24 protein-coding genes are annotated in these 24,588 nt (G+C 68.5%); 6 read left to right on the forward strand and 18 right to left on the reverse strand.

Annotated features, from left to right (window positions below; genetic code table 11):
* Nucleotide 1: 1 nt before the first annotated feature.
* Nucleotides 2-301 (reverse strand): hypothetical protein, encoded by a 300-nt coding sequence (locus tag AVZ66_RS01880; RefSeq protein WP_058981262.1) that lies wholly within the window; start codon nt 299-301, stop codon nt 2-4.
* Between the two features lie 112 nt (nt 302-413).
* Between AVZ66_RS01880 and AVZ66_RS01885 the strand changes: the two genes are divergently transcribed.
* Complete coding sequence (locus AVZ66_RS01885; protein ID WP_058981264.1) at nt 414-1,580, forward strand: 3-dehydroquinate synthase II; 1,167 nt, start codon at nt 414-416, stop codon at nt 1,578-1,580.
* Between the two features lie 9 nt (nt 1,581-1,589).
* On the opposite strand, the gene AVZ66_RS01890 is transcribed toward AVZ66_RS01885, so the two are convergent.
* From AVZ66_RS01890 to AVZ66_RS01900, 3 genes are all read right to left on the reverse strand, one after another.
* Nucleotides 1,590-2,045 (reverse strand): zinc ribbon domain-containing protein, encoded by a 456-nt coding sequence (locus AVZ66_RS01890; protein ID WP_058981266.1) that lies wholly within the window; start codon nt 2,043-2,045, stop codon nt 1,590-1,592.
* A 48-nt stretch (nt 2,046-2,093) separates the two neighbouring features.
* Complete coding sequence (locus AVZ66_RS01895; protein WP_058981268.1) at nt 2,094-2,768, reverse strand: type I 3-dehydroquinate dehydratase; 675 nt, start codon at nt 2,766-2,768, stop codon at nt 2,094-2,096.
* A 336-nt stretch (nt 2,769-3,104) separates the two neighbouring features.
* Nucleotides 3,105-4,058, reverse strand: coding sequence for a transcription initiation factor IIB family protein (locus AVZ66_RS01900; protein WP_058981270.1), 954 nt, complete (start codon nt 4,056-4,058; stop codon nt 3,105-3,107).
* Between the two features lie 135 nt (nt 4,059-4,193).
* On the opposite strand from AVZ66_RS01900, the gene AVZ66_RS01905 reads away from it, so the two are divergent.
* Together AVZ66_RS01905 and AVZ66_RS01910 are read left to right on the forward strand one after the other, a co-directional pair.
* Nucleotides 4,194-4,910 (forward strand): cobalamin-binding protein, encoded by a 717-nt coding sequence (locus AVZ66_RS01905; protein WP_058981272.1) that lies wholly within the window; start codon nt 4,194-4,196, stop codon nt 4,908-4,910.
* 24 nt (nt 4,911-4,934) lie between these two features.
* On the forward strand, nt 4,935-5,435 hold the full coding sequence (locus tag AVZ66_RS01910; protein ID WP_058981274.1) for a DUF84 family protein: 501 nt from the start codon (nt 4,935-4,937) through the stop codon (nt 5,433-5,435).
* Here AVZ66_RS01910 and AVZ66_RS01915 read toward each other — a convergent pair whose 3' ends face one another.
* On the reverse strand, nt 5,436-7,271 hold the full coding sequence (locus AVZ66_RS01915) for a flippase-like domain-containing protein (protein ID WP_058981276.1): 1,836 nt from the start codon (nt 7,269-7,271) through the stop codon (nt 5,436-5,438).
* Between the two features lie 202 nt (nt 7,272-7,473).
* Here AVZ66_RS01915 and AVZ66_RS01920 point away from each other — a divergent pair, with 202 nt between their 5' ends.
* On the forward strand, nt 7,474-7,713 hold the full coding sequence (locus AVZ66_RS01920) for a hypothetical protein (protein ID WP_058981278.1): 240 nt from the start codon (nt 7,474-7,476) through the stop codon (nt 7,711-7,713).
* Between the two features lie 149 nt (nt 7,714-7,862).
* On the opposite strand, the gene AVZ66_RS01925 is transcribed toward AVZ66_RS01920, so the two are convergent.
* From AVZ66_RS01925 to pyk, 5 genes are all read right to left on the reverse strand, one after another.
* Nucleotides 7,863-8,471, reverse strand: coding sequence for an ArsR family transcriptional regulator (locus AVZ66_RS01925; RefSeq protein WP_058981280.1), 609 nt, complete (start codon nt 8,469-8,471; stop codon nt 7,863-7,865).
* A 67-nt stretch (nt 8,472-8,538) separates the two neighbouring features.
* The gene (locus AVZ66_RS01930; RefSeq protein WP_058981282.1) at nt 8,539-9,696 is read right to left on the reverse strand and encodes an SPFH domain-containing protein; all 1,158 of its coding nucleotides are present in this window, start codon (nt 9,694-9,696) and stop codon (nt 8,539-8,541) included.
* Between the two features lie 73 nt (nt 9,697-9,769).
* Nucleotides 9,770-10,282 (reverse strand): NfeD family protein, encoded by a 513-nt coding sequence (locus AVZ66_RS01935; RefSeq protein ID WP_058981284.1) that lies wholly within the window; start codon nt 10,280-10,282, stop codon nt 9,770-9,772.
* A gap of 312 nt (nt 10,283-10,594) precedes the next feature.
* Nucleotides 10,595-10,765 (reverse strand): hypothetical protein, encoded by a 171-nt coding sequence (locus AVZ66_RS16535; RefSeq protein WP_197407709.1) that lies wholly within the window; start codon nt 10,763-10,765, stop codon nt 10,595-10,597.
* A 48-nt stretch (nt 10,766-10,813) separates the two neighbouring features.
* Nucleotides 10,814-12,547, reverse strand: a complete 1,734-nt coding sequence (pyk, locus tag AVZ66_RS01940; RefSeq protein WP_058981286.1) for a pyruvate kinase — start codon at nt 12,545-12,547, stop codon at nt 10,814-10,816.
* Between the two features lie 107 nt (nt 12,548-12,654).
* Between pyk and AVZ66_RS01945 the strand changes: the two genes are divergently transcribed.
* Complete coding sequence (locus tag AVZ66_RS01945) at nt 12,655-12,942, forward strand: GYD domain-containing protein (protein ID WP_058981288.1); 288 nt, start codon at nt 12,655-12,657, stop codon at nt 12,940-12,942.
* Between the two features lie 381 nt (nt 12,943-13,323).
* Here AVZ66_RS01945 and metG read toward each other — a convergent pair whose 3' ends face one another.
* From metG to ppsA, 6 genes are all read right to left on the reverse strand, one after another.
* The gene (gene metG / locus AVZ66_RS01950; RefSeq protein ID WP_058981290.1) at nt 13,324-15,423 is read right to left on the reverse strand and encodes a methionine--tRNA ligase; all 2,100 of its coding nucleotides are present in this window, start codon (nt 15,421-15,423) and stop codon (nt 13,324-13,326) included.
* A 126-nt stretch (nt 15,424-15,549) separates the two neighbouring features.
* Nucleotides 15,550-16,233 carry a LiaF domain-containing protein gene (locus tag AVZ66_RS01955; RefSeq protein ID WP_058981292.1) on the reverse strand — a complete coding sequence of 228 codons (684 nt, stop codon included), beginning with the start codon at nt 16,231-16,233 and terminating at the stop codon, nt 15,550-15,552.
* A gap of 43 nt (nt 16,234-16,276) precedes the next feature.
* Entirely contained in the window at nt 16,277-16,849 is a 573-nt protein-coding gene (locus tag AVZ66_RS01960) for a VTT domain-containing protein (protein ID WP_058981294.1), read from the reverse strand.
* 26 nt (nt 16,850-16,875) lie between these two features.
* On the reverse strand, nt 16,876-17,946 hold the full coding sequence (mfnA, locus tag AVZ66_RS01965; RefSeq protein ID WP_058981296.1) for a tyrosine decarboxylase MfnA: 1,071 nt from the start codon (nt 17,944-17,946) through the stop codon (nt 16,876-16,878).
* Nucleotides 17,947-17,991: 45 nt separating this feature from the next.
* A complete protein-coding gene (locus AVZ66_RS01970; RefSeq protein ID WP_058981298.1) occupies nt 17,992-19,230 on the reverse strand; it encodes a M48 family metallopeptidase in 1,239 nt (412 codons plus the stop codon).
* A 70-nt stretch (nt 19,231-19,300) separates the two neighbouring features.
* On the reverse strand, nt 19,301-21,550 hold the full coding sequence (gene ppsA, locus AVZ66_RS01975; protein WP_058981299.1) for a pyruvate, water dikinase: 2,250 nt from the start codon (nt 21,548-21,550) through the stop codon (nt 19,301-19,303).
* A 164-nt stretch (nt 21,551-21,714) separates the two neighbouring features.
* Here ppsA and AVZ66_RS01980 point away from each other — a divergent pair, with 164 nt between their 5' ends.
* Nucleotides 21,715-22,143, forward strand: a complete 429-nt coding sequence (locus tag AVZ66_RS01980; RefSeq protein ID WP_058981302.1) for a hypothetical protein — start codon at nt 21,715-21,717, stop codon at nt 22,141-22,143.
* On the opposite strand, the gene AVZ66_RS01985 is transcribed toward AVZ66_RS01980, so the two are convergent.
* On the reverse strand, nt 22,140-23,048 hold the full coding sequence (locus AVZ66_RS01985) for a PhzF family phenazine biosynthesis protein (protein WP_058981304.1): 909 nt from the start codon (nt 23,046-23,048) through the stop codon (nt 22,140-22,142). The two genes, AVZ66_RS01980 and AVZ66_RS01985, sit on opposite strands and share 4 nt — an antisense overlap.
* A 40-nt stretch (nt 23,049-23,088) precedes the next feature.
* The gene (locus tag AVZ66_RS01990; RefSeq protein WP_157575575.1) at nt 23,089-24,471 is read right to left on the reverse strand and encodes an alpha/beta fold hydrolase; all 1,383 of its coding nucleotides are present in this window, start codon (nt 24,469-24,471) and stop codon (nt 23,089-23,091) included.
* Between the last annotated feature and the right edge of the window lie 117 nt (nt 24,472-24,588).

Genomic DNA, 24,588 nt, shown 5'->3' on the forward strand with positions numbered 1-24,588 from the left:
TCTACACGTCGGCGTACGACATCTGCCACGCCGTCGGTAACTCCGTCAGCGCCGCTCGGAAGTCGGCGTCGGCCAGCCCGTAGAACTTCTCGCGGCCGACCGCCGTCCGCACGCGTACGACGACCGTGTGGTCGGTCGCTTCGAACGCCGTCAGCGACCCGCCGTCGGCGCGTTCGAGGCGCGCACACTCGGATTTTCGCTCGACGAGTTCGGCGCCGAGGTCCCAACTCAGGCACTCCGCGGCGTCCAGTGGGAACGGGACGCGTTCGCTCATGATGCGGCCCTGTCCACTCGTTGCCATACCACACCCTCCGTAGTTCGGAAGTATAAATCGTGTCATTCCGGAGCACGCGCCGCCAGCAAGTACGGGGCGCTCCGGTACGTTCAAGGCCGCACCACGTCTCCATCCTGCAATGACACGGTCCGTCTGGCTGAAGGCCGACGACGCGGTCGGTGACTGGGAGACGCGCAAGCGACGCATCACGGCCGGCTTGGAGGCCGGCGTCGACTGGGTCCTCGTCGACGACGGGGATGTCGAGCGCGTGCGAGAACTCGGCTCCGTGAACGTCGCGGCGTTCCGCACGGACGACGGCGACGTCATCGAGGAAGCCGACAGCGAGGACGCCGCCGAACCGGACGCGTACGTCGTCGGGAAGGACGGCGAGGGCGACGGCACGGTCGACCTCCCGGAGGACTTCTCGGGGAGCGCGGACCTCTCCGCGGTCCGCCGCGGGAACGCCGACGCCGCCTACGTCCGCATCCTCGACGAGCGCTACGAGGCGTTCGCCGAGGAAGCCGCACAGGACGCCGACCACACCATCGTCGTCGGCGAGGACTGGACCATCATCCCGCTGGAGAACCTCATCGCGCGCATCGGGGACGAGACGACGCTCGTCGCGGGCGTCGAGTCCGCGGCCGAAGCCGAGACCGCCTTCGAGACGCTGGACATCGGCGCGGACGCCGTCCTGCTGGACAGCGACGACCCCGACGAGATTCGCCGCACCGTGCAGGCCCGCGACGCCGCCGAGCGCGAACGCCTCGACCTCGCGTGGGTCACCGTCACGGAAATCGAGGAGGCCGGGAGCGCGGACCGCGTCTGCGTCGACACTGGAAGTTTGATGGACGACGACGAGGGGATGCTCGTCGGGTCGATGTCCCGCGGCCTGTTCTTCGTGCACGCCGAAACCGCCGAGTCGCCGTACGTCGCGTCCCGGCCGTTCCGCGTGAACGCGGGGGCCGTCCACGCCTACGTGCGGACGCCGGACGGCGGCACGAAGTACCTCGCGGAACTGTCCAGCGGCGACGAGGTACAGGTCGTCGACCGCGACGGCCACACGCGCACCGCGGTCGTCGGGCGCGCGAAAATCGAGAAGCGCCCGATGTTCCGCGTCGAAGCCGAGACCGAGTCCGGCGACCGCATCGAGACGCTGCTGCAGAACGCCGAGACCATCAAAGTCTCCACGAGCGAGGGCCGCACCGCGGTCACTGACATCGAAGAAGGCGACGAGATTCTGGCCTACCTCGAAGAGGGCGGTCGCCACTTCGGAGAAGCCATCGACGAACGCATCATCGAACAGTAACGCGCGCCGCTACGGCGAGTCGGCGTCGCCCGCTGCGGCGTCGAGTCGCGTCGTACACCACGGGCAGAAGTCGAGGTCGCTGTCGAGTTCTTTGCCGCACTCCGGACACGTCGCCGCTTCCTCGCCAGCGCTCTCGTCGTCGCTCCCGGGCGTCGGCACGCGCTCGGCCACGGCGCTGGCCGTGTCGCGGACCGCCACGAGGTACGCGTCGACGACGTTCAGCAGCCGAATCACCAGCAGGCTCAGCGTCACTTCCACGCCGAAGCTCTCGCTGGCCTCCATCAGGCCCTGGATGCCGTCGGTTTGGAACGCCTGATACGCCGACTCCGGCACGATGAGCGCCGCCGTCACGAGCGCGAGCACGAACCACGAGACGGCCCGCACCCAGCGCCGCAGGTAGACGTGTCCGAGGCCGGGGTAGACGAAACCCAGTACCGCCGCGATGACGCCGCGTCGATTGACCACTGTTACCGGCAGTCCGGGCCGCGCGCTCCTAAAGCCACCGAACGCCGACTACTGGAGGTTCTCGACGAGCGTGCGCAGCGTCGCGGCGTCGTACTGACCGGGCGCGGTGGCGTTCTCGGGGTCGGCGGGCGCGTACCCGATGCGGGAGCCGTACAGCGGCGCAACAGCGCGCGTGTGCCGGCCTGCTTCACCCATTGCCATCGTCGCGACGGGCGCGTCCACTGCGTTGAACTCGTGGGTGACGCGCAGTACGTCGAGGGCGTCGCCGTGGTCCTCGGCGGTGACCGCGAGCTTTCCGACGTCCCCCAGCGAGCACGCCTCCCCGAGTAACTCCGCGAGCACGCCCATCTCGGGCGTTCCCTCGAAGTCGTGGACGGAGACGATGGTCGCGGTGCCCTCGGCGCGCGCGGCCGCCAGCGCCTCCGCGCCGCCGCCGTCCTCCTCGGTGAGTGCTGCGAGTTCGATGTCGACGGCAGCGACGAAGTCGGTGCGCGCCGCCTCCGCGAGCGCGTCGATGCGGCCGTCCTCGCTGGCCTCGCCGCCCTCCCACTCGGCGCGGTTCGTCGCGATGACCGGGAGCTCGCCGTCGTAGTCGTCGAGCGCGGGCAGCGGGTCGTCGGCGAGGTCCATCCGGAACTCGACGGCGTCGGCGTGCTCGCGGGCGGCCGCCTCGTCGCCGAGGTCGGAGACGGGCGCCGCCAGCACGAACTCCTCGAAGTCCATGGGGTGTCGTGTGTGGGCCGTCCGCAATACGGTTTCGGAGTCCGCAACGAGCCAAATGGTTCACACGGTGTTGGTCACGGTGTCCTCGAAAGCCCCGGCGCGCTCGCGGCCGCTCGCTGGCATATCCCTCGCTTCGCTCGGGATAGCGGCCAGCGAGACGGCTAAACGGAGCGCGAGCCGGGCGGTCGGCTCCGCCGACCGCCGAATGCCGTGGCGGCGTTGCCGCCACGCTGCCGCCCCTTTCAGCCCACCCGACACCGGTTGATTAGCTGGCGAAGCCGCCGGCTGTCGTCTCGGAACGCGCGGAAAAGCGGCGTCGCGGTCGGGTGGAGCCGGTTAGACCGGAATCGTGTCTTCGGCTTCGAGCAGTTCGTGGTAGCGGTTGCGGATGGTGACCTCGGAGATGTCAGCGACCTCCGAGACCTTCGCCTGCGTCGTCTTCTCGTTCGTGAGGAGGGCGGCGGCGTACACCGCGGCCGCGGCGAGGCCGACCGGGCTCTTGCCGGAGTGGACGCCCTTGTCCTTCGCGGTCTTGAGGAGTTCGCGGGCGCGGTGGGCGGACTCGTCGGAGAGTTCCAGCGAGGACGCGAACCGCGGGACGTAGCTCTCGGGGTCGGCGGGCGCGACTTCGAGGCCGAGTTCGCGGACGACGTAGCGGTACGTGCGCGCGATTTCGGACTTCTCGACGCGGGAGACGTCCGCAATCTCGTCGAGGCTGCGCGGGACGCCGGCCTGTCGGGCGGCGGCGTACACGCAGGAGGTCGCGACCCCCTCGATGGAGCGACCCGGCAGCAGGTCGTCTTCGAGCGCGCGGCGGTAGATGACGGAGGCCGTCTCGCGAACGTTGTCCGGCAGGCCGAGCGCGGAGGCCATGCGGTCGATTTCGCCGAGCGCCTGCTTCAGGTTGCGCTCCTTGGCGTCGCGCGTGCGGAAGCGCTCGTTCCACTTGCGGAGGCGCTGCATCTTCTGGCGCTGGTTCGAGGACAGCGAGTTGCCGTACGCGTCCTTGTCCCGCCAGTCGATGTTCGTCGACAGCCCCTTGTCGTGCATCGTGTTCGTGGTGGGGGCGCCGACGCGGGATTTCTCGTCTTTCTCCTTGGAGTCGAACGCGCGCCACTCGGGGCCGCGGTCGATGCCTTCCTCCTCGACGACGAGGCCGCAGTCGGCGCAGACGGACTCGCCGTGCTCTTCGTCCTGAACGACGAGACCGCCACACTCCGGGCAGCCGTCCGTCGTCTCTTCTTCGTCCGTGCGCTCCTGCTCTCGGGAGCGCATGCGTGCATCTGTCATTAGCGTGAAATCACCGGAAAACCCGGGTGAGTCGTAGCCAATCGGTTGGGACAAAACACACTTAACCGTTGCGCTATTCCGACGAGAGGTCACTCGACCGCGTCCGTTTTCACCGCGGGTCACGACCGTTCGAGCATGCGCGCCGTCTCGCTCGCACCGAGCGCTACCGCCACTGTCGCCGCTCTCGGCGGCAGCGACCGCCTCGTGGGCGTGACGACACACTGCGAGGGCGTGGACGCACCCGTCGTCGGCGGCTGGCTGAACCCCGACTTCGAGCGCGTCCGCGACCTCGACCCGGATGTCGTCCTCACCAGTGACGCCCTCCAGCGCGAGGTCCGCGACGACCTGCGCGACCGCGGATTCGACGTCCGCCACGTCGAGCCAGCCACGCTCGACGACGTACTCGCCTCGTTCGCCGACATCGGCGACGCCGTGGGTCTCCCGAATGCGGGCGCACAACTGGAAGCCGAGAGCCGCGAGCGCGTCGAAGCCGTCCGCCGCGACGCGCCCGAGGACGACCCCGTCGTCTACTGCGAGGAGTGGTCGGACCCGCCGATGGCCGCCGGAAACTGGGTGCCCGACGTGGTCGAAGCCGCGGGCGGGCGCTACCCGTTCGTGGACGCCGGCGAGCGCTCCCGAGAGGTCGACACGAGCGCGGTCGAAGCCGCCGACCCCGACCACGCCGTCGTCCACGTCTGCGGGAAGGGCGACAGCGTCGACCCGGACTTCGACGGCCGCGACTGGGCGTTCGACGCCGACGTACACGTCGTCGACGACAGCCTTCTCAATCAGCCGAGTCCGCGCCTCCTCGACGGCCTCGAGACGCTCGCCGCGCGAATCCGCGGCGACTAAGGCGCGGGCCCTCGGCTTCCCGGTATGCGAGTCGCAGTCGGCTCCGGGAACCCGGTGAAGCGCGACGCGGTCGCGGCCGCGCTCCCGGACGCGACAGTCGAATCGGTCAGCGTCGCCAGCGGCGTCCCCGAACAGCCGTGGGGCGACGACGAGACCATCGAGGGCGCGCGGAACCGCGCGGAGCGCGCGCTCACTTCTGGGAAATACGACCTCGGCGTCGGTCTCGAAGGGGGAGTGGCAGAACGTGGTGGCGACCTCTTTCTGATTATGTGGGCTGCCGCGAGCGACGGCGAACGCGTCGAAACCGGCGGCGGGCCGCGGATGCGCCTCCCGGACGACGTGGCCGCGCGGCTCCGCGACGGCGCGGAACTCGGCCCCGTGATGGACGACCTGCTGGACACCTCGGGCGTCGCGGAGAATCAGGGCGCGGCGGGAGTGCTGACTGGTGGTATCACGAACAGGACTGAAGCGCTCCGAACGGCGGTTGCCGGCGCGCTCGGGCCGTTCGTCACCGACTACTACTGACTACTCCTCGACGGCGGCGGCGTCCGCCGAGAGGTCCTCCTCGTCGCCCTCGACGGCTTCCGTCAGCGAGACGTTCAGCCACGTCATCGACGCCGCGCCGCCCGCGACCGTCACGACGTTCTTCACGATGTGGTCGACGATGGCGACGCCGAGCGCGAGCCCGAACGAGACGGGCAGCAGCGTCGAGACGATGGCCGCGAACGCCGCCTCGTAGATGCCGACGCCGCCCGGCGGCCCCGGGATGACCTTCGCGAGGTTGCCGACGCTGACGGCGAAGAAGCCGACCGCGAGCAGGCTCACGAGCGCGAGGTCGAGGCCGAACGCGAGGAACACCAGCAAGGCGGTGGCGACGTCGATGGTCCAGATGACGACGCTCGTCGCGCCGATGCGCGCGAACGCCGTGCCGTCCGCGGCGACCCGCTGGATGTCGCCGACGAACTGCTCGAAGACGCTCGCGACCAGCTCCGTGTAGGAGTCGTCGCTGGCCCACTCGACGACTCGTCGCACGTAGTTGGTGTCCGAGCGCGCCGACCAGACGATGACGACGACCGCGGCGAGCGCGAGCACGCCCACGGCGGAAGCCACGACGACGGCCTGCCGGACGGCCTGCGACTCCTGGCCACCTAGCCCCTCGCCCGCGGCGGTCGCCGCGAGTTCGGTGACCGTGTCCGGTGCGAGCGCAGTGAGCGCGACGAGGACGCCGCCGGCGAGCACCGTGATGGTGAGCAGGTCGAAGACGCGTTCGACGGTCAGCGACGCGAACCCCGTGGTGTAGGGGATGCCACGCCGGGCTTTTACGACGTACGCGCGGATGGCGTCCCCGGCGCGCGCGGGTATCACGAGGTTCCCGGTCTGGCTGATGAACACCGCCCCCATCAGGAACCACGTGCTCTCGCGGTAGCCCAACTCCGCGAGGATGTCGCGGTAGCGCAGGCCGCGCAGCGGCCACGACAGCAGGTAGACGGCCCCACCTGCCGCGACCAGCGCGGGGTCGGCGTCCCGCACCGCGTCCACGAACGCGCCGACGTCGATGTAGACGAACATCAGCGCGAACGCCACCACCGACAGCAACACGCCGACGACGGTGCCCGTGCGTCGGTTCGCGTACGGGCTCACGTTGAACTCCCAGAAGCAGCGCAGAATCTGGCTGCCCATCCCGAAAACGTCCCGGACCAAATCTACTTTCGAGTCGCCCTTCGGCGTCCAGTCGACCGGGAACTCCTCGACGGTGAACCCGCGTCGCTGGGCGCGCACCAGCATCTCCGTGTCCCAGAACCAGTGGTCGTCCTCGACCTCGTCGACGAGGCTCTCGAAGGCCTCGCGGCTGAACGCCTTGAACCCGCACTGGTGGTCGCGTAGCTCCGACCCGAGCAGCCCGCGCACGGCGAGGTTGAACGCCCGCGAGGGGATGCCGCGCTTGGCGGGGCGGTCGGCCCGCTCGCCGGGAATCCACCGCGACCCCGTGGCGACGTCCGCGCGCTCGGAGCGCACGCTCTCGATTAGCTCCTCGAGGTGTCGCATGTCCGTCGCGAGGTCGGTGTCGAAGTACGCCAGCGTCTCCCCGTTCGCCGCGCGGAACGCCGCGTTCAGCGCCCCGCCCCGGCCGAGCCGCTCGTCGCTGTGGAAGTGCCGGACGCGGCCGTCCTCGGCGGCGAGCCGCGAGGCAATCTCGGGGGTGTCGTCCTCGCAGCCGTCCTCCGCGACGATGACCTCGTAGCTGCCCGCAGGGAGGAACGCGTCGAGCGTCGAGAGCGTCGTCCGGACGGTCTCCTCGATGGTGGCCGCCTCGTTGTACGCGGGGAGGACGACGCTCACCTCGACGCCCGGCTCCGTCATTGTCCGATGAATCGGCCGGCAGCGGGTAAGAACTTTCTGACTCGGTGGACGCGGCCCCGCGGCGGCCCGCTTTAACCGCGCCTACCAAAACGCGCGCTCCCGGTGACTACCCGGCACGTCCAGCGCCGTAAAACCGCAAGATGGCGGCCGATTTACCACACGTACCAAACCCCTCTTGGGGGAACCACGCTACTGTACTGGTATGAGCGCGACAGCCGCGGCGAGTCAGGCACTCACCCCGAAGCAGCGTCGCATCCTCGAGTACCTCCGCGACCACGCCGACGACCGGACGTACTTCAAATCGCGGCTCATCGGCGACGAACTCGACCTCTCCGCGAAGGAGGTCGGCGCCAACATGCCCGCCATCGAGACCGGCGAGTTCGATGTCGACGTCGAGCGCTGGGGGTACTCCTCGTCGACGACGTGGAAGGTCGAAGCGTAACTGGCGACTGATGTTCGACCCGCGCGGCCTCGTCATCCACCCGCGCGGCACCCGCTTCTCCCCGGTTCCGCCGGGAATCCAGTGTCTGTCGCAGTCCCGCTGGGGCTACACTCACCGTCGACACACAGCGACGGCTCCGCGGCCGTCGCTCAGGGTTCGTAGGAGAGTAGTTCGGCGGCTTCGCCCGCGAACTCCGCGGTGTTCGCGTCGAAGGAGTCGGCGTACCGCACGAGCAGCGTGATGAGGGTCTCGGGGCGCTCGACCGCGTAGCCGTCCGCCCGCGAGAGCACGCCGGCGTCTTCGAGTTGCGCGGCGTACTTGCTCACCGTCGCCGGCGACACGTCCAGCGTGTCCGCGAGGTCGCCGGCGGTCGCGTCGGGGTTCTCCAGCAGCTCCACGACCATCCCGCGCGGAGTCTCCCGGCGGAGGTAGCCGAGCGCGCGCTTCTCGAACGGCGAGAACCGCTCGGCGGGGAAGAAGCGCTTGTAGTCGCCGTCGCGCTCGCTCTCGACGGCGGACTCCTCCAGCAGTCGCCGGAGGTGGTGTTGGGTCTCCCCGGTGCCCAACTGGAGGTCGTCGCGGAGCTTCGAGAAGTGCGCGCCGGGCGTCGCCGTCACGTAGCCCGTGATGGCGTCGCGGACGTCGCTGTCGCCGCCCTCGCCGTCGTCGTCACCGCCGGCGAGGCGGGTCAGCGGGCTCGCTGCGCCCACGGCGGCGAACCGGCGGAGCGTCGAGCGCTTGTCCTCGTCGATGCCCATCTACGTGGCCGTAAGCGGTCACCAGAGAAAAACGTTCGGTACGGGGTGGCACGCCAGCGCGGACGCGTTATGCGTCCTTTTCGTCGTCACCGCTGCCGCCGGACGCGCTGTCGCCCGTGTCGAGTTCTTGGTCCATCTCCTCGATGACCTCGTCCGTCGAGGCTAGGCCAGCGTCCTCGCCGCGCTGGACCGCCTCGGCCTGTTCCTCGAGTTTCTCGGGGTCGATGTCGGCTTCCTCGCTGATCTGGTTGAGAATCTCGTCGATGTTGTCGAGACCGATGAGTTCGCGGGTCTCGGCGTCGAAGTCGAGGCTGTCGAGTTCGGTGCCGCCGCCGGCGACGTCGCTGCCGGCGAGGTGTTTGCCGTACCGGCCGACGAGGCTGGTGAGCTCCTGCGGGAGGACGAACGTGTTCGACTCGCCCTCGCCGATGCCCTCCAGCGTCTCCATGCCCTTCTCGATGATGGCGCGCTCGCCCATCGACTCCGCGGACTTCGCGCGCAGCACGGTGGAGATGGCGTCACCCTGCGCCTCCAGAATCTGGGACTGCTTCTCACCCTGCGCGCGGATGATGTTCGACTGCTTGTCACCCTGCGCGTTCTCGATGGCGGACTGCCGTTCCCCCTGGGCCTCCAGAATCATGGCGCGGCGGCGGCGCTCGGCGCTGGTCTGTTGCTCCATCGCCTTCTGGACCTCCTGGGAGGGGTTGACTTCCCGTACCTCCACGCTCTCCACGCGAATCCCCCACTCGTCGGTGGGTTCGTCGAGTTCCGTGCGGATTCGCGCGTTGATCTCCTGTCGCTTGTTCAGCGTGTCGTCGAGTTCCATGTCGCCCAGCACCGCGCGGAGCGTCGTCTGCGCGAGGTTCGAGACGGCGGTCTTGTAGTGGTCGACTTCGAGGAACGCGCGCTTGGCGTCCCGCACGCGGATGTAGACGACGGCGTCGGCGGTCACCGGCGAGTTGTCGCGGGTGATGGCTTCCTGCCGGGGCACGTCGATGGTCTGCGTGCGCATGTCGAAGGGGTACGTGCGCGCCACGAACGGCGGCACGATGTTGATACCGGGTTCGAGGAGGCCTCGGTACTCCCCGAACACGGTGAGGGCTTTCTTCTCGTAGGCGTCTACGATCTCGACGGCCTCGTAGACGACGACGGCCAACAGCAGCAACAACAACAGCCCGACGGCTGGTATCACTGCGCCGCCCGTCTGTAGCGGGGTCAACTCCATGTGTGAACGTTCGGCGAGCGGACAATAAGTGTTGGTACGGTTCGCGTCCGTGGCGACTGCTTGCAGACGAAAATCAGGCGTTTTCGGTCTCCCGGTCGAGTTCGCGGTCGATGTCGTCCGCGCCGTCGACGGCCTCCACGGTGAGTACGTTCCCGCCGCCCGGGTCTACGACCACGATTTCCTCGTCTTTCTCTATGGTCCCGGAGATCGTTCGCGCGCCGTAGGAGGGGTCGAACCCGCCGGAGTCGAGTTTCACGCGGCCGGCGCGCGGCGTCACTTCTTCGAGAACGTAGCCGCGCTTCCCGCGGAGGTCGTCGGCGTCGAGCGTCTGCCCGCGCCCGGTCCCCTGATAGATGTCGTAGTTCCGGTACAGGTACAGGGAGATTATCCCGACGCCCAACACGAGGCCCGCGAGCACGAACGGGGTCGCTGCCGCCGGCACGAACAATCCGATGAGACCGGCGATGAGGAGGGCGACGCCGAGGACGATGAGGTGGGCGCCCGGCGCCAGCGCCTCCATGACGCACAGCGCCGTCCCGACGACGACGAGCAGGAACGACAGGGAGTACCCGAACGCTTCGATCATACCCGTGAGTTAGGTGGGCGACGGGAAAACCGTTTACCCGCGTGGCCGACCGCAGGGAGGCCACGAAATTGCGAACGCGGAGCACCGCGACGCGTGAGCCGCGTGGCCGACCGCAGGGAGGCCACGTTGAAGCGAACGGTGACCGAAGCGACCCGTGAGCCGCGTGGCCGACCGCAGGGAGGCCACGAAATTGCGAACGCGGAGCACCGGGACGCGTGAGCCGCGTGAGGCGTCGCTGGGAGGCCACGTTAGCGCGAGTAGCGAACGAAGTGAGCCGTGTCGCCGGGCGGGCGCGCCGCTTTGCCCAGCCTTTCAGAGCACTAGCAGGGCGAGGATGCCGACCATGGCGGCGACGCCGAGCAGGAAGAACGCGACGTTCTCGGGGTTCGGCGAGCCGGGTTCGATGGCTCGCACGTCGGGTTCGGCGTCCGGGCCGACCTCGTCGACCTCGTAGCGCCACGCGCGGTCGTCGCTCTCTGACATAGCCACTCCTTCCCCGTCGACAGGGAAAAACTCGCGGGTTCGACGGATTCAGGACTCGTCGGCGTAGACGACGCCGCGTTCGCCGTCCAGCGTGACCGTGTTGCCGTCCACGATGTCGGTGAGGTCGGCGTCGCCCACCATCGGCACGTCGAGTTCGCGCGCGACCATCGCGGGGTAGCCAGTCATCCCGGACTGCGCGCTCACGATGCCGACAATCTTCGAGAGGTCGCCGTGGAATTCGTCGTCGAAGTCCCGGTCGAGGACGACGACTGTGCGCTCGGGTACATCGGAGAGGTCGCCGTCGTCGAGCACCGCGACGGGCGCTGTGACGCGGCCCTTCACGACGGACTGGCCGACCGTCAGCGTCTCGGCGGCGACGTGGACTTTCAGCGTGTTCGTCGTGCTCGCGCCCTCGAGGTCGGTCATCATCCCGACGAGCACGACCACGGTGTCACCGCTGTCGACGACGCCGGAGTCGACCGCCGCCTGGACGGCGTGCTCGACGACCGTCGTCGCGTCGCCCTCCGCGACCGCGGCGTACTCCGCGTGGACGCCCCAGTTGAGCGCGAGCTCGCGGCGCACGCGGTGGGAGGGCGTCGCGCAGACGACGGGGACGCGCGGCCGGAACTTCGCGGCCTTCCGCGCGGTGTAGCCGGATTCGGAGGCGACGACGACCGCGCTCGCGTCGATGTCGCGGGCGAGGTAGCGCGCCGACCGAGCGAGCGCGTCGGTCTTCGCGGTGCCGTCCGCCTCCGGCACGCGCTGCTCCTGCAGTTCGGCGTACTCGCCGCTGCCCTCGACCTCGCGGACGATGCGGTCCATCGTCTCCACGACCCGCGTCGGGTTGTCGCCGACCGCGGTTTCGGCGGACAACATCACGGCGTCAGTCCCGTCGAGGACGGCGTTCGCGACGTCGCTGGCTTCCGCGCGCGTCGGCCGCCGCGCGTGCACCATCGAGTCCAGCATCTCCGTCGCCGTGATAACGGGGACGCCGGCGTCCCGGCAGCGCCGGATGATGCGCTTCTGAATCATCGGGACATCCTCCATCGGGCACTCCACGCCGAGGTCGCCGCGCGCGACCATCACGCCGTCGGCGGCCTCCACGATGCTGTCGAGGTTGTCGACGGCGCCCGCGCGCTCGATTTTCGCAACCACGGGGACATCGGCGCCGAACGACTCCAGCACGCGTTCGACTTCGAGGACGTCGTCGGCGTCGCGCACGAAACTCGCCGCCACGTAGTCGACGCCCTCCTCGGCCGCGAGTTCGAGGTCGCGGCGGTCTTTCTCGGTGACGACGTCGAGGTCGAGGTCCACGCCGGGGACGTTGACGCCCTTTCGACTACCGAGTTCCCCGCCCGACTCCACGCGCGCGGTGACGGTGTCGCCGTCGACTTCCTCGACGACGGTTTCGATGCGGCCGTCGTCCAGCAGTACGCGGTCGCCCGGTTTGGCCGCCCCGATGCTCGTCGAGAGGCCAATCGTCTCGTCAGTCGTCTCCTCACCCGGAACGAACTCCACCGTACTCCCGGTCTCGATGTGGACGGGTTCATCGGTTTCGGCGGTCCTGACTTCCGGTCCCTTCGTGTCCAGCATCACCGCGACCGGCTTCTCGGTCACTTCGTCGACTCGCCGCGCCGTCGCAATCAGGTCCCGTCGGTCGTCGCGGTTGCCGTGGCTCGCGTTGATGCGTGCGACCGACATCCCCGCGTCCACCAGCGACCGTATCGACGACTCGTCGTCTGTCGCCGGTCCCAGCGTACAGACGATTTTCGCGTTTCTCATACCTCGCGACTACGACGCCGCCACGCAAAAACGTACGTGATTAACTCGCCCCCGAGTTACGCAAAATGGCCACAGCGACTTTTCGACACCCGCCACAACCCACGCACATGCCGACGTACGCCGCTATCGCCAACATCGAGACCGGCCAGTTCCAGAACGCCCAAGAACTCTCCGCCATCTGGGGTGATGTCCGCGCGGACCTCGAATCCCAAGACTGCACCCTCCAAGACGCCTACGTCCTCCTCGGTGAACGCGACGTTCTGCTCGTCTTCGACGCCCCCGACCGCGAAGCCGCCCTGCAAGCGTCCATCGCCGCCGAACGATACGGCATCGACATGCAGACGATGGAAGCCATGGACGTCGAGAAACTCGGCGAAGTCGTCGAAGATCTCTAGAACGCACTTTTTGCTGCGCTCGGCGGCGTCCGGCCGCCTCGCTGGCAAAAACTTGCGGCAAAAGCACTCCTCCCTCCCGTTGTCTGCGGGCGACCCGTGAGTCGCCCGCAGGCCTGAGGGACGGCGGAGCAGTCCCTCTCTGGTCGGTCGTCGGCCCGCGCTCACTTCGTTCGCGCGGTGAACCGCTCGCCTCGGGTCTTTCAGACCACTCGGCTCGCGGATGCTAGCGCGTCGGTATCTCGGTCAGTAGAATCGCTACTCTCTGCGTAGGTTCAAGTAGGAAGCCGGGACCAACCCGGCGCGTGACCTGACAGCCACCCGGTGTGCTCGGACGCGGAACGGCGGCAGCGCGCACCGGACTCCGTTCGCCGCCTGCAAGCCCTATTTTATCTTGGTGCCCGGCTCGCTGTCCTCGTGGGTCGTGAGGAGGTCGGCGTCCTCACCCGCGGCGAGCACCATGCCGTTGGACTCCACGCCGAACAGCTCGGCCTTCTCGAGGTTCGCGACGATGACCACGCGCTTCCCCGGAAGTTCGTCGAGGTCGTGGAGCTGCTTGATGCCCGCGACGATCTGGCGGACCTCGTGGCCGATGTCGACTTCGAGGCGAGCGAGGTCGTCGGCGCCCTCGATGCCCTCTGCCGTCTGGATTTCGCCGACGCGCAGGTCGAGGCTCTGGAAGTCCTCGAAACTGACGCGCTCGTCGGCGAGCGGTTCGAGTTCGACGTCGGATTCGTCGCTCACGTCCCCGTCGTCGTCCTCGCCGCTACTAGCGGCTTCGATTTTTCCCTGGAGCTTCTCGTCGAGTTCCTCGACGCGCTCGTCCTCGACTTTCGTGAACAGCTCGTCTGGCTCGCCGAACTCCGCGCCCGGCGCCTGCAGGCAGTCACCGACCGTGGCGTCCGACGCGGAGCCGTCCTCGCCAATCTGCGCCCAGATCTCGTCGGCTTTCTCCGGTGTGAACGGCTGGAGCAGCACCGCGACGGCCTTCACGAGCTGCACGCAGTCCCGGATGACCGGCGCGGCCTCGTCGTCGTCGAGCTTCCACGGTTCGTTGCGCTGGATGTACTCGTTGCCGTAGCGAGCGAGCGCGACGGCGCGCTCGCCCGCGGACTTGAGGTTGTAGTCGTTGAGCGCGTCCTCGTAGTCGTCCATCGCCTGCGCGATTTCGGTCTCCACGTCGTCGGAAACGGCGGCGTCGGGCGTTCCGCCGAAGTTCCGCGTGGCGAACAGCAGCGCACGGTAGACGAAGTTTCCGACGACATCCGCGAGTTCGCTGTTCACGCGCTCGGCGAACTGGTCCCACGAGAAGTTCACGTCCTGTTCGAACCCGCTGGCGGTCGCCATGTAGTACCGCAGCAGGTCCGGGTGGAACCCCTCGTCGAGGTATTCCTCTGCCCAGATGGCGCGGTTCTTCGACGTCGACAGGCCCTTCCCGTCGATGTTCACGAATCCGGTCGCGCAGACCGCGCGCGGTTCGGTGTAGTCGGCGGCCTCCAGCATCGAGGGCCAGTAGACGGTGTGGTGCTGGATGATGTCGCGGCCGATGATGTGGACGATTTCGCCGTCGCCGTCCTTCCAGACGGACTCCCAGTCGAGGTCGCCCTCGCGCTCGCTGTACTGCTTGGTCGTGGAGACGTACTCGATGGGGGCGTCCACCCAGACGTACAGCACGAGGTCGTCGGAGTCGTTCGCGGCTTCGCCGCTCTCGTTCCGTTGCTCGTCCCGAGCAACGCTCTCCCCCGGGTAGTCGATGCCCCAGTCCATGTCCCGCGTGATGCAGAAGTCCTCCAGTTCGCCCTCGATCCACTCGCGGGGCTGGTTCTGGGCGTTGCTCGTGCCTTCGAGGCGGTTGATGAATCCTTGGAGGTGTTCCTGAACGTCGGAGAGGCGGAGGAACTTGTGGTCGCGCTCGCGGTACTCGGCGGGGTTGCCGGTGCGCGTCGACACCGGGTCCTCGATTTCACCGGGTTCGAGGTGGCGCTGGCAGCCTTCGTCGCACTCGTCGCCGCGGGCGTGCTCGCCGCAGTACGGGCACGTGCCCTCGACGTAGCGGTCCGGGAGCCACTGGTCGGCTTCGGGGTCGTAGGCGACGTTAATCTGCTTCTCGAAGACGTGGTCGTTTTCCTCCCACTTGCGGACGAACTCCTTCGTGAGTTCGGTGTTGGTCTCGTCGTGGGTGTGGCCGTACTGGTCGAAGTCGACGTTGAACTTCGGGAACGTCTGCTCGTACTGCTCGTGGTGGCGCAGCGCGAACTCCTCGGGGCTGACGCCTTCCTCGGCGGCGTTGACGGCGATGGGGGTGCCGTGCATGTCGCTGCCGGAGACGTAGATGGCGTCCTGACCGAGTTTCCGGAGGCCGCGCGTGAACGCGTCGGCGTTGACGTAGCTTCGCAGGTGGCCGATGTGGAGATCGCCGTTGGCGTACGGCAACCCCGCGCTGACCACCGTCGGGTCGTCCGTCGGGAAGTCCTCGTAGGTCATGTTGTCTTGTTGTTCTGGCGCGCGCCTAAAGCCCGCTGGTTGTGTCGCGACGTTCCGGTTCCGCGGCCGTGGCTGTCGGTCGGAGCGCCAACTCAGCGCTCGGTGGTGCGTCCGCCAGCGGTGGTTTCAGCGGGTGACGCTCACGCCACCGAACAGCGCGACGCCGGTGACCGCGAGTTGCGTGCCGTCCGGGCGCTCGTCGCTGGGCGGTCGTTCGTCTTCGGCGCCGCCGAACAGCGCGAGCACGTCGAGGTCGACGTTCCAGTCGTCCGGGACCTGTATTTCCGCGCCGCCGAACGCGACGAGGCACTCGATGGTCGCGGGGTCGGCGGGTGGGTCGGCGTTACGGAGGTCCACCTCGGCGCCGCCGAACGCGACGAGGACGTCGCCGCCGCGGAAGCCGGTGCCGGTGACGCGGCGCTGGGCGCCGGAGAAGAGGCTGACGACTGAGAGGTCGCCCGCGTTGGTTTCCGTCTTCGTGTGGCCGCGGCGTCGCTCTCGGTCGCCGAGGTAGAGCAGGCCGAACAGCACGACGAACAGCGGCCACCACGTACCGATCTGCTGGTCGGTGACGTACCCGAGCGCCTTCGCTTGGTAGGTCGCGGCGACGGCGACGACCATGACGGGGCCGGTGAGGTTGCGGAAGCCGCTGCGGACGAGCGCCCAGACGCCGAGCAGGACGAACACGGATGGGAGGAAGTCCCACAGCGACTCGACGGGGGCGGCGTCCGTCGTGGAGAGCAACAGCAGGACGCCGACGAGGACGATGAGCGCGCCCGTGGTGAGGCGGCCCGAGCGGGGGCGAGACATACTCGGGGCATCTCTGTCGGACGGCTTAACTATTGCCGAGGGGTCACGCGATGAGCAACACGCCCTCGATGAGTCCGATGGTGACCACGAGGCGGCCGACGCTGCCGGCGAACGCGGCGGCGGCGAAGCGCCGGTAGTTCTTCTCGATGACAGAGAACGCGTACAGCGAGATGGTGTCGGGGAAGAACGGCACGCTGAGTCCGACAGCCATCCCGTAGTAGCCGTACGTCTGGACGAGTTCGACCATGCGGTTCTTCGACCACTCGACGGGGTTGAAGCCGAGTCGGCGGAGCGTGCGCACGACGACGCCGGAGTGGCTGGCACCGTGGCCAACGGAGAGCGCGATGACGCTGCCGAGGGCCTTTCCGGCGCCGCTGACGGCGACGACGAGGACGACCAACGCCGGACCGGGGAGGCCGAGGCCGAGCGTGGCGGCCGTGCCGCAGACGTAGCCCGCGGGGCACAACACGACCTCACTCGGCAGAGGGAGGACGAACGCGATGAGGAACGAGTAGACGAAGATGACGGCCAGTCCCGGCCAGCCAGTCGCCGCACGGACCGCTCCCTCGACTGAAGTGAGGTCGATGGAGAGCGCGAGCAGGGCTGGGGAGAGCACTGTCTTTGTGGAGGATTGTCGCGTGGTTAAACGTTACCGACACCGGAGAGGTCCGCGAGGAAGTCGTCAAGCATCTCGCGGGTGACGTGGGGCATGCAGACGACGCGGAGTTCCCCGGTGCCCGTGCGGGAGATTCGCCATCCTTCGTCACGGAGCGAGCCGAATTCGGCGTCCGGGAGGTCGGCGGCGACCAGCGGGAGAACGGGGTCGACGACGTCGTAGCCGAGCGCGGCTAGTTCGTCGGCGAGGTAGTCGGCGTTGGCCTGTGCGTGCTCGTAGGTGTCGCGGTAGCCGTCGCGCCAGAGCGCGTCGAGAGCGGCGTGCGTGCCGGCGACACCGGCGCCCGAGCGTGTGCCGCCGAGCGTCGGCTGAGTGTCGGATTCCAAGTAGGGGGTGTCGATGGCGAGCGCGTCCAGTGTTTCGGCGTCGCGCGCGAGGAAGCCACCGGCGGGAATCGGCGCCTGCCCCATCTTGTGCGGGTCGATGGTCATGGTGTCCACGGGAGCGTCCGCGAAGCTCCAGTCGTGGTCCGTGAACGGGAGGACGAACCCGCCCCACGCGGCGTCGACGTGGAGGCGCGCGTCGACGTCTTCGGCGACGTCCGCGAGCGCGGGAATCGGGTCGACGCGGCCGTACTCGGTGGTGCCGGCGACGCCGACGACGAGCGCGGTGTCGTCGTCAGCGAGTTCGACGGCGGCGTCGACATCGGCGCGGTGGTCGTCGTCGGTGGGTGCGAGCCGCAACTCCACGTCGAGGACGTCGGCGGCCTTCTGGAAACTGAAGTGCGCGCTCTCGGGCGCGACGACGTTCACGTCGCCGTCGGCGAGGTTGCGGGCTGCGCGGACGGCTTGGACGTTCGCCTCGGTGCCGCCGGAGCCGACGTACCCGTGGGGGTCGTTGAGGCCGACGACCTCGCCGAGCGCGTCGACCGCTTCGGTTTCGAGGTCCGCGACCGCGGGGTAGGTCGCGGGGTCGCCGGGGTTGTCCGCGAGGAACTCCGTGGCGGCCTCGCGGGCGGCGGGGTGTGGCTCCGTACACATCGAGGAGAGCACGCGGTCGAAGTCCTGCGGGGTGTGCGTCGGCTCCGCGCGTGGCATACCGTCTGCCAAGCGGACGAGCGATTTAGCGGTTCCGCTCTCGGTTCAGTCCGCGGTGAGATAGCGGATGCGCTCGGGGACGGGCGGGTGCTGGTAGTGGAACGTCTCGTAGAGCGGGTGCGGGAAGGGGTTGCCGAGGTTCTCGCTGGTGAGCGACGCGAGCGCGCCCGCCAGCGGGTCGCCGTCGCCCATCACGTCGACGGCGAACGCGTCGGCCTCGCGCTCGTTGGCGAGCCACAGGCGGTTCGACAGCGGCGTGGCGAACTGGCTCACTGGCTCGACCCACAGCGCCGCCAGCAGCAGGCCCGCGGCGGGCACCTCCGGCGCGCCGAACATCGCGTACAGCCACGACGACTCCACGAGGAACTGCGCGACGAACAACACCACGCCGGCCTGCACGACGCTGGCCGCCATCCCCTGCCAGATGTGGCCTTTCTTCCAGTGCGCGAGTTCGTGCGCGAGCACGCTCTGGAGCTCCGTCTCGTCGAGTTGGTCGACGAGCGTGTCGAAGAGGACGACGCGCTTGGTCGCGCCGAACCCCGTGAAGAACGCGTTCGAGTGCCCCGAGCGCGAACTGGCGTTCATCACGTAAACGTCGTCGCAGGTGAACCCGGCGCGCTCGAAGACGTCGTCGACGGCCTCCCGGAGGCTGGAGTCCTCGACGGGCTCGAAGTCGTAGAACAGCGGCATGAACACGCGCGGCACGATAATCTGGGTGGCGAGCAGGAAGACGCCGACGACGCCGGTGGCGGCGAGCCACCACCACTCGGGGAACGCGTCCACGACGAACAGCACGGCCGCACCGAGCGCGGCGACGAGGGCGTCGGTGAACGCGGTGCTGACGAGCTTGTCGCGGACGAAGAGTGTGGGCGACTGCTCGTTGAAGTCGAACGTGTCCTCGACGCCGAACGTCTCGACGGCGTCGAACGGCACGCGGAGCGCCTGCATCGCGAGCGCGGCGCCGACGAACACGGCGACACCGGCCAGCAGGTCGTTGCCGATAGCGTCGTGGACGGCGGCGACGGCGTCACCGAACAAGCCGCTGTAGAGCACGAGCAGGACGACGCCGAGCACGACGACGCTCTGCAGTTGGCTGGCGGCGGTCGTCAGCCGGTGGTAGTCCAGCAGTCGTTCGGGGTCGTCGACGCCGACGGTGTCGGCCAGCCACTCGGTGCGCTCGCGGACCGTCCGGTCGGCGTGGCGGACGTTCAGCGCGGCGAGCGCGACGAAGAAGCCGGTCGACCCGGCGACCAGCAGGAGGAAGGCGGCGTGGTACGCGAGCATACGACGGGCTAGGCGCTCGGTCGTGAAAACGTCTGTCGTGTCGGCGAACGGAGAACAGCGAGGGAGTAGGTCAGTCCCGGACGGAGTCGAGGATGAGCCGCTGTTCGACGCGCTTGACCTCGTGTTGGACGTCGCGGACGGCGTCGATGTTCGCCGAAATCGAGGAGATGCCGGTCTCCACGAGGAAGTTCACCATCTCGGGTTTGGAGCCGGCCTGCCCGCAGATGCTGGTGGCGACGTCGTGCTCGCGACACGACTCGATGGCGGTCTCGATGAGGTCGAGAACCGCGGGGTGGAGTTCGTCGAAGCGGTCGGCGACGTTGCCGTTGTTCCGGTCGACGGCGAGCGTGTACTGCGTGAGGTCGTTCGTGCCGAACGACGCGAAGTCGATGCCCTCGGCGGCGAGCTCCTCGATGGAGAGCGCGGCCGCGGGCGTCTCGATCATCGCCCCCCACGTGCGCTTCTCGGTGTCGAGACCGACCTCGGTCATGAGCTCGCGGGCCTGCCGCACGTCGTCGGCGTCGTTCACGAGCGGGAACATGATTTCGACGTTGTCGTAGCCCATCTCGAACAGTTCCTTGAACGCCTCCAGTTCGTGCTTGAACACTTGGGGGCGGTCGAGGCTGCGGCGGATGCCGCGGTACCCCAGCATCGGGTTGTGCTCGTGGGGTTCGTCGCTGCCGCCCTCCAGCTGCCGGAACTCGTCGGTCGGCGCGTCGAGGGTGCGAACGCGGACGGGGCGCGGGTAGAACTCCTCAGCGACCTCGCGCACGCCGGAGACGAGTTCGTCCACGTAGGCGTCCTCGCCGTGGTCCTCGATGTAGCGCTCGGGCGTCTTGTTCGTGGAGAGAATCATGTGCTCCGTGCGGAGCAGGCCGACGCCGTCGGCGCCGGTCGCGGCGGCGCGCTCGGCGGCCTCCGGAATCGAGACGTTGACCTTCACCTCGGTCGCGGTCATCGGTTTCACGGGCGTCGTCGGGCGCGCTTCCTCGATTGGGTTGCGCTCGGACTCCTCCTCGGTGCGGCCCTCGGTGACGGTGCCGCGGTCGCCGTCGAGCGTGATAATCTGGTCGTCGTGGAGCACGTCCGTGGCGTTCGACGCCCCGACGACCGCCGGACAGCCCAGTTCGCGGGAGACGATGGCGGCGTGGCTGGTCATGCCGCCCTCGTCGGTGATGATGCCGGCGCCGCGCTTCATCGCCGGCACCATGTCCGGGGTCGTCATCTCGGTGACGATGATGTCGCCCTCGCCGACCTTGTCGAGCTGGTCGAGCTTGGTGACGATGCGAGCGGGGCCCGACGCGATGCCGGGGCTTGCGCCGAGGCCTTGCACGAGTTCGTCGCCGGTGTTGCTGTTCTCGGTCATCTCGGTGTCCTCGTCGATGGTCGTGATGGGGCGGGACTGCAGCATGTAGATGTCGCCGTCAACCATCGCCCACTCGACGTCCTGCGGTTCGCCGTAGTGGTCTTCGACGCGCTCGCCGATGGTGACGAGGTCCAGGATCTCCTCGTCGGAGAGCACGCGCTCCTCGCGTTTCTCCGCCGGAACTTCGCGTTCGACGGTCTCGCCGGTCTCCTCGTCGCGGACACACATCACTTTCTTGTCCGCGACCGAGACCTCCTCGACGGTGTTCGTGTCGCGGTCGACGTGGTAGTTGTCCGGGGAGACGGAGCCGGAGACGACGGCTTCTCCGAGCCCCCACGCTGCCTCGATGATGGCTTCGTGGGCGCCCGTCGAGGGGTGGCTCGTGAACATCACGCCGGACTTCTCCGCGTCGACCATCTTCTGGACGACGACGGCGATGTCGACCTTGCGGTGGTCGAAGCCCTGCTCCTCGCGGTAGTAGATGGCGCGCTGGGTGAACAGCGACGCCCAGCAGCGCTTCACGCGGTCGATGAGGTCGTCGCGCGTGATGTTGAGGTATGTTTCCTGTTGGCCCGCGAAACTCGCGTCCGGGAGGTCTTCGGCGGTCGCCGACGACCGCACGGCAACCGACGCCTTCCCGTCGTCTAAGTCGTCGTACGACGACAGGATGTCCTCCCGGATGTGTTCGGGGAGTTCGGTGTTCAGGATGATGTCCTTCGCGGCCGCTTCGGCGTCGGCGAGCGCACTGGAGTCCTCGGGGTCGACGTCGACTGCGTCGAACAGTTCTTCGTCGACGTTCGCGTCCTCGATGAACGAGCGGTACGTTCCCGCGGTCACGACGAACCCCGGGGGGACAGGAAGCCCGGCGTCCGTGAGTTCGCCGAGCGACGCGCCCTTGCCGCCGACACTGTCGATGTCGTCGGCCCGTATGTCTTCCAGCCATCGAACAGCCATTGACAGGTAGATACACCAGAACTGCTCATAAGAAGGTTGCGAACGTCTCAGGCGCAAGAATTGCGTACTCGGTTTCGAGTTGTGGTTCCGCTCCGGGAAGCAGCTGGTCCCAGCCCGCGGCCGCCAGCGGAGGATTTTAGCCGGCGGCTCGTCTCCACTCGGGCATGGACGCGAAACGCGCAGCCGTTCACGCGGGCAAGTACTTCCTGTTCACGTCCGCGTTCGCGGTCGTCGGTCTCGCCCTCGTCGGTGGCGGCGTCGCGCTCGGCGGCCTCGAAGCGTGGGACATCCTCTCGACGAACAGTTCAGCGACCGGCGAAGCGCTGTCGGCGGCCGCACCCGGTATCGTGCTCGCCGTCGCTGGCGTGCTCGTCTACCGCTTCGGGAAGGCGTGGTCGCTGTTCAAGACGCTCACCGCAGCCAACGAGGACGCGCTCTCGGAGACGTTCGACACCCAGCGCGTGAAAAGCGACATCGTGAGCGTGGTCGACGACCGCCTCGCGGACATGCAAAACGACCTGCAGTCGGTGAACCGAGAACTCCGCAAACTCAAGGAAGACGACGCCTTCGACTTCTCCGAGCAGAACGACTAGGCTTCGAGGATGTCGTCCTCGTCGGCCGCCGGCACCTGCAGCGTTCCGTCGAACGTCTCGACGGCCGTCCCGCCGACCCGTGGCGCGCGGCCGTCCTGCACTCGCACGCGGACGCGACCCGGCCGGTCGACGAAGTGCCCCTGCTCGAACACCATCTCCTCGGCGATGTCGCCGCCGAACGCCGCGTAGTGCTGGAGGTACGCGCCCGCGGCGCCGCTAGCTGTCCCGGTCACGGGGTCCTCGTCGACGCCGGCGCCCGGCACCCACGCCCGCCCTTGGAGCGTCGAGTCGCTGTCGAGCGCGTCGAACGAGAACGCGTACACGCCGGCGGCGTCAACCTCGTCGGCGAGCGCCTCGACCGCGTCGAAGTCCGGGTCCGCATCGCCCAAGTCAGAGAGGTACGTCACTGGCGTGACGAGGAACGGCAGCCCAGTTGAGGCGACGGCCAGCGGCAGGTCGTCGCTGGCGCCCCGGAGCGCCTCCTCGTCTAACCCCGTCGCGGCCGCGACGCGCTCGTAACTCACGTCGACCTCCCGAATCTCGGGGGCGTTCTGCGTCATCCACACCGTGCCGTCGGCCTCGACTTCGATGTCGAGCACGCCGACGTTCGTCTCCAGGGTGTGCTCGCCCGCGTCGATGATGTCGGCCGCGAACAGATGCGCGTGGCTCGCGATGGTCGCGTGCCCGCAGAGGTCGACCTCGGTCGTCGGCGTGAAGTACCGAATCCGGCGGTCGGCGTCGTCGCTCTCGCGGACGAACGCCGTCTCGCTGGCGCCCAGTTCGGCGGCGATAGCTTGCATCTGGCCGTCGGTCAGGTCGTCGGCGTCGGGCACCACGCCGGCCGCGTTCCCCGCACACGGCTCGCCGGTGAACGCGTCCACGAGGAGCGCTCGCGTCGCTGTCATGGACGCGGCTTCTCGCTCCCGCGTGTTGCGTGTTTCCTTCCTACGAGAGCCAACCGGCGAGGTCCGTGACTACCGGTTCGGCGACGTTCCCGGGCTCGAAGTACTCGTTCGGGTTCGGGTCGCCCTCGCCGGCGACGAACAGGTGGTTCAAGTCCTCGTACAGCGCCGTATTGCTCTCGCCGAGCGCGTCCCGCCACGCTGGGAAGTCCTCGGTCGCGCTCACTTGGTAGTCACGGCCGCCCTGTAGCGCGTACACCTCGCGGTCCAGTCCCGTCGCCGTCGTGACGGGGTCGTACTCCGCCACCGCGCGCCAGAAGTCCGCGCTCCACGCGAAGCCGCCGCTCTCGTAGTTCCCGTTCGCGAGGCGTTCGGCGGTCGCTTCCGCGTCCTCGATGCGCGAGCGCTCGTCCTCGGTCACCGTATCGTCGAGGTTCGCGAGGTAGCGCAGTTGGTCGGGGACGAGTTCGTACAGCGGGCGCGACGGCGCGGCGAGCAGGAACGCGGCTGTGTCCCCATCCCGCTCGGCGATTCGGGGTGCGGCGTAGCCGCCGAGGCTGTGCCCGACGACCGCGGCACTGCTCACGTCGGTCTCCGCGCGCAAGCGGTCGAGCGCGGTCAGCGCGTCGTCGGCGACGAGCGCGTCGAATCCGAGGTCGCCGGTCGCCACGTCGCAGGCGTACGTGCGCTTGTCGTACCGGAGAACGGCGACGTCCTCGGTCGCCAGCCCCCACGCGAGGTCCTTCAGGGGCTTGTTCGGGCCGATGGTCCCGTCGCGGTCGTTCGGCCCGGAGCCGTGGACGAGCACCACACCTGTGTCCGCGCCACCCGTCGGCACCGTCAGCGTCGCGCCGAGGTCGCAGGCGGGCGAGTCGAGCGCCAGTTCGCGCTCCTCGAAGGCCGACTGGTCGGCGTACGCGGGCGGCGAGTACGCATCCTCGACCCACGGCACGAACTGTAGGCCCTCGATGGACGCCCGCTCGAAGACGACGCGGACGCCGAGCACGCCCGCCTCGAACTGCGCCTGCACCACGAGCACGTCGTAGCCGCCCGTCGGCTCCCGAGTCGTCCCGGAGACGCCCTCGAAGCGACCGTAGTTGGCCGTCGTCTGCGTCCAGTCCGTCTCCAGCCGGGCGGCGGAGTACTGGCTCCGGACGTTCTCCGAGAGCATTCCGAACGCCGTCTCGTACTCGCCGGCGGCCAGCGCCTGTACGAGGTCGTTTGCCGTCTCGCGTTGGGCGGCCTCGCTGACGGTCGTCGGCGCGGCTGTGGTCGATTCCGCAGTCGTCTGCGTCGGCGCGCTCGTCGTTCCATCGTCGCCGCCGCTCGCACAGCCGGCGAGTCCAGCGAGCGCGGCTGCGGCCGCGGACTGGAGGACGCGACGGCGACTGCGGTCGGTCGTCGTGTCGTCGGAGGGCGAGGTCACGCTCTCCGGTTCGGCCACTCCCGGCTTGAACGTTTCCCACGTTCTCGCTGACTGACTCGCTGACACGTTCAGTCGGCCGAGCGCACCTGTAAACCGTTAAGTAGCGAGGTGTGCGAG

The organism is Halobacterium sp. CBA1132, assembly GCF_001485535.1.
GTDB lineage: Archaea > Halobacteriota > Halobacteria > Halobacteriales > Halobacteriaceae > Halobacterium.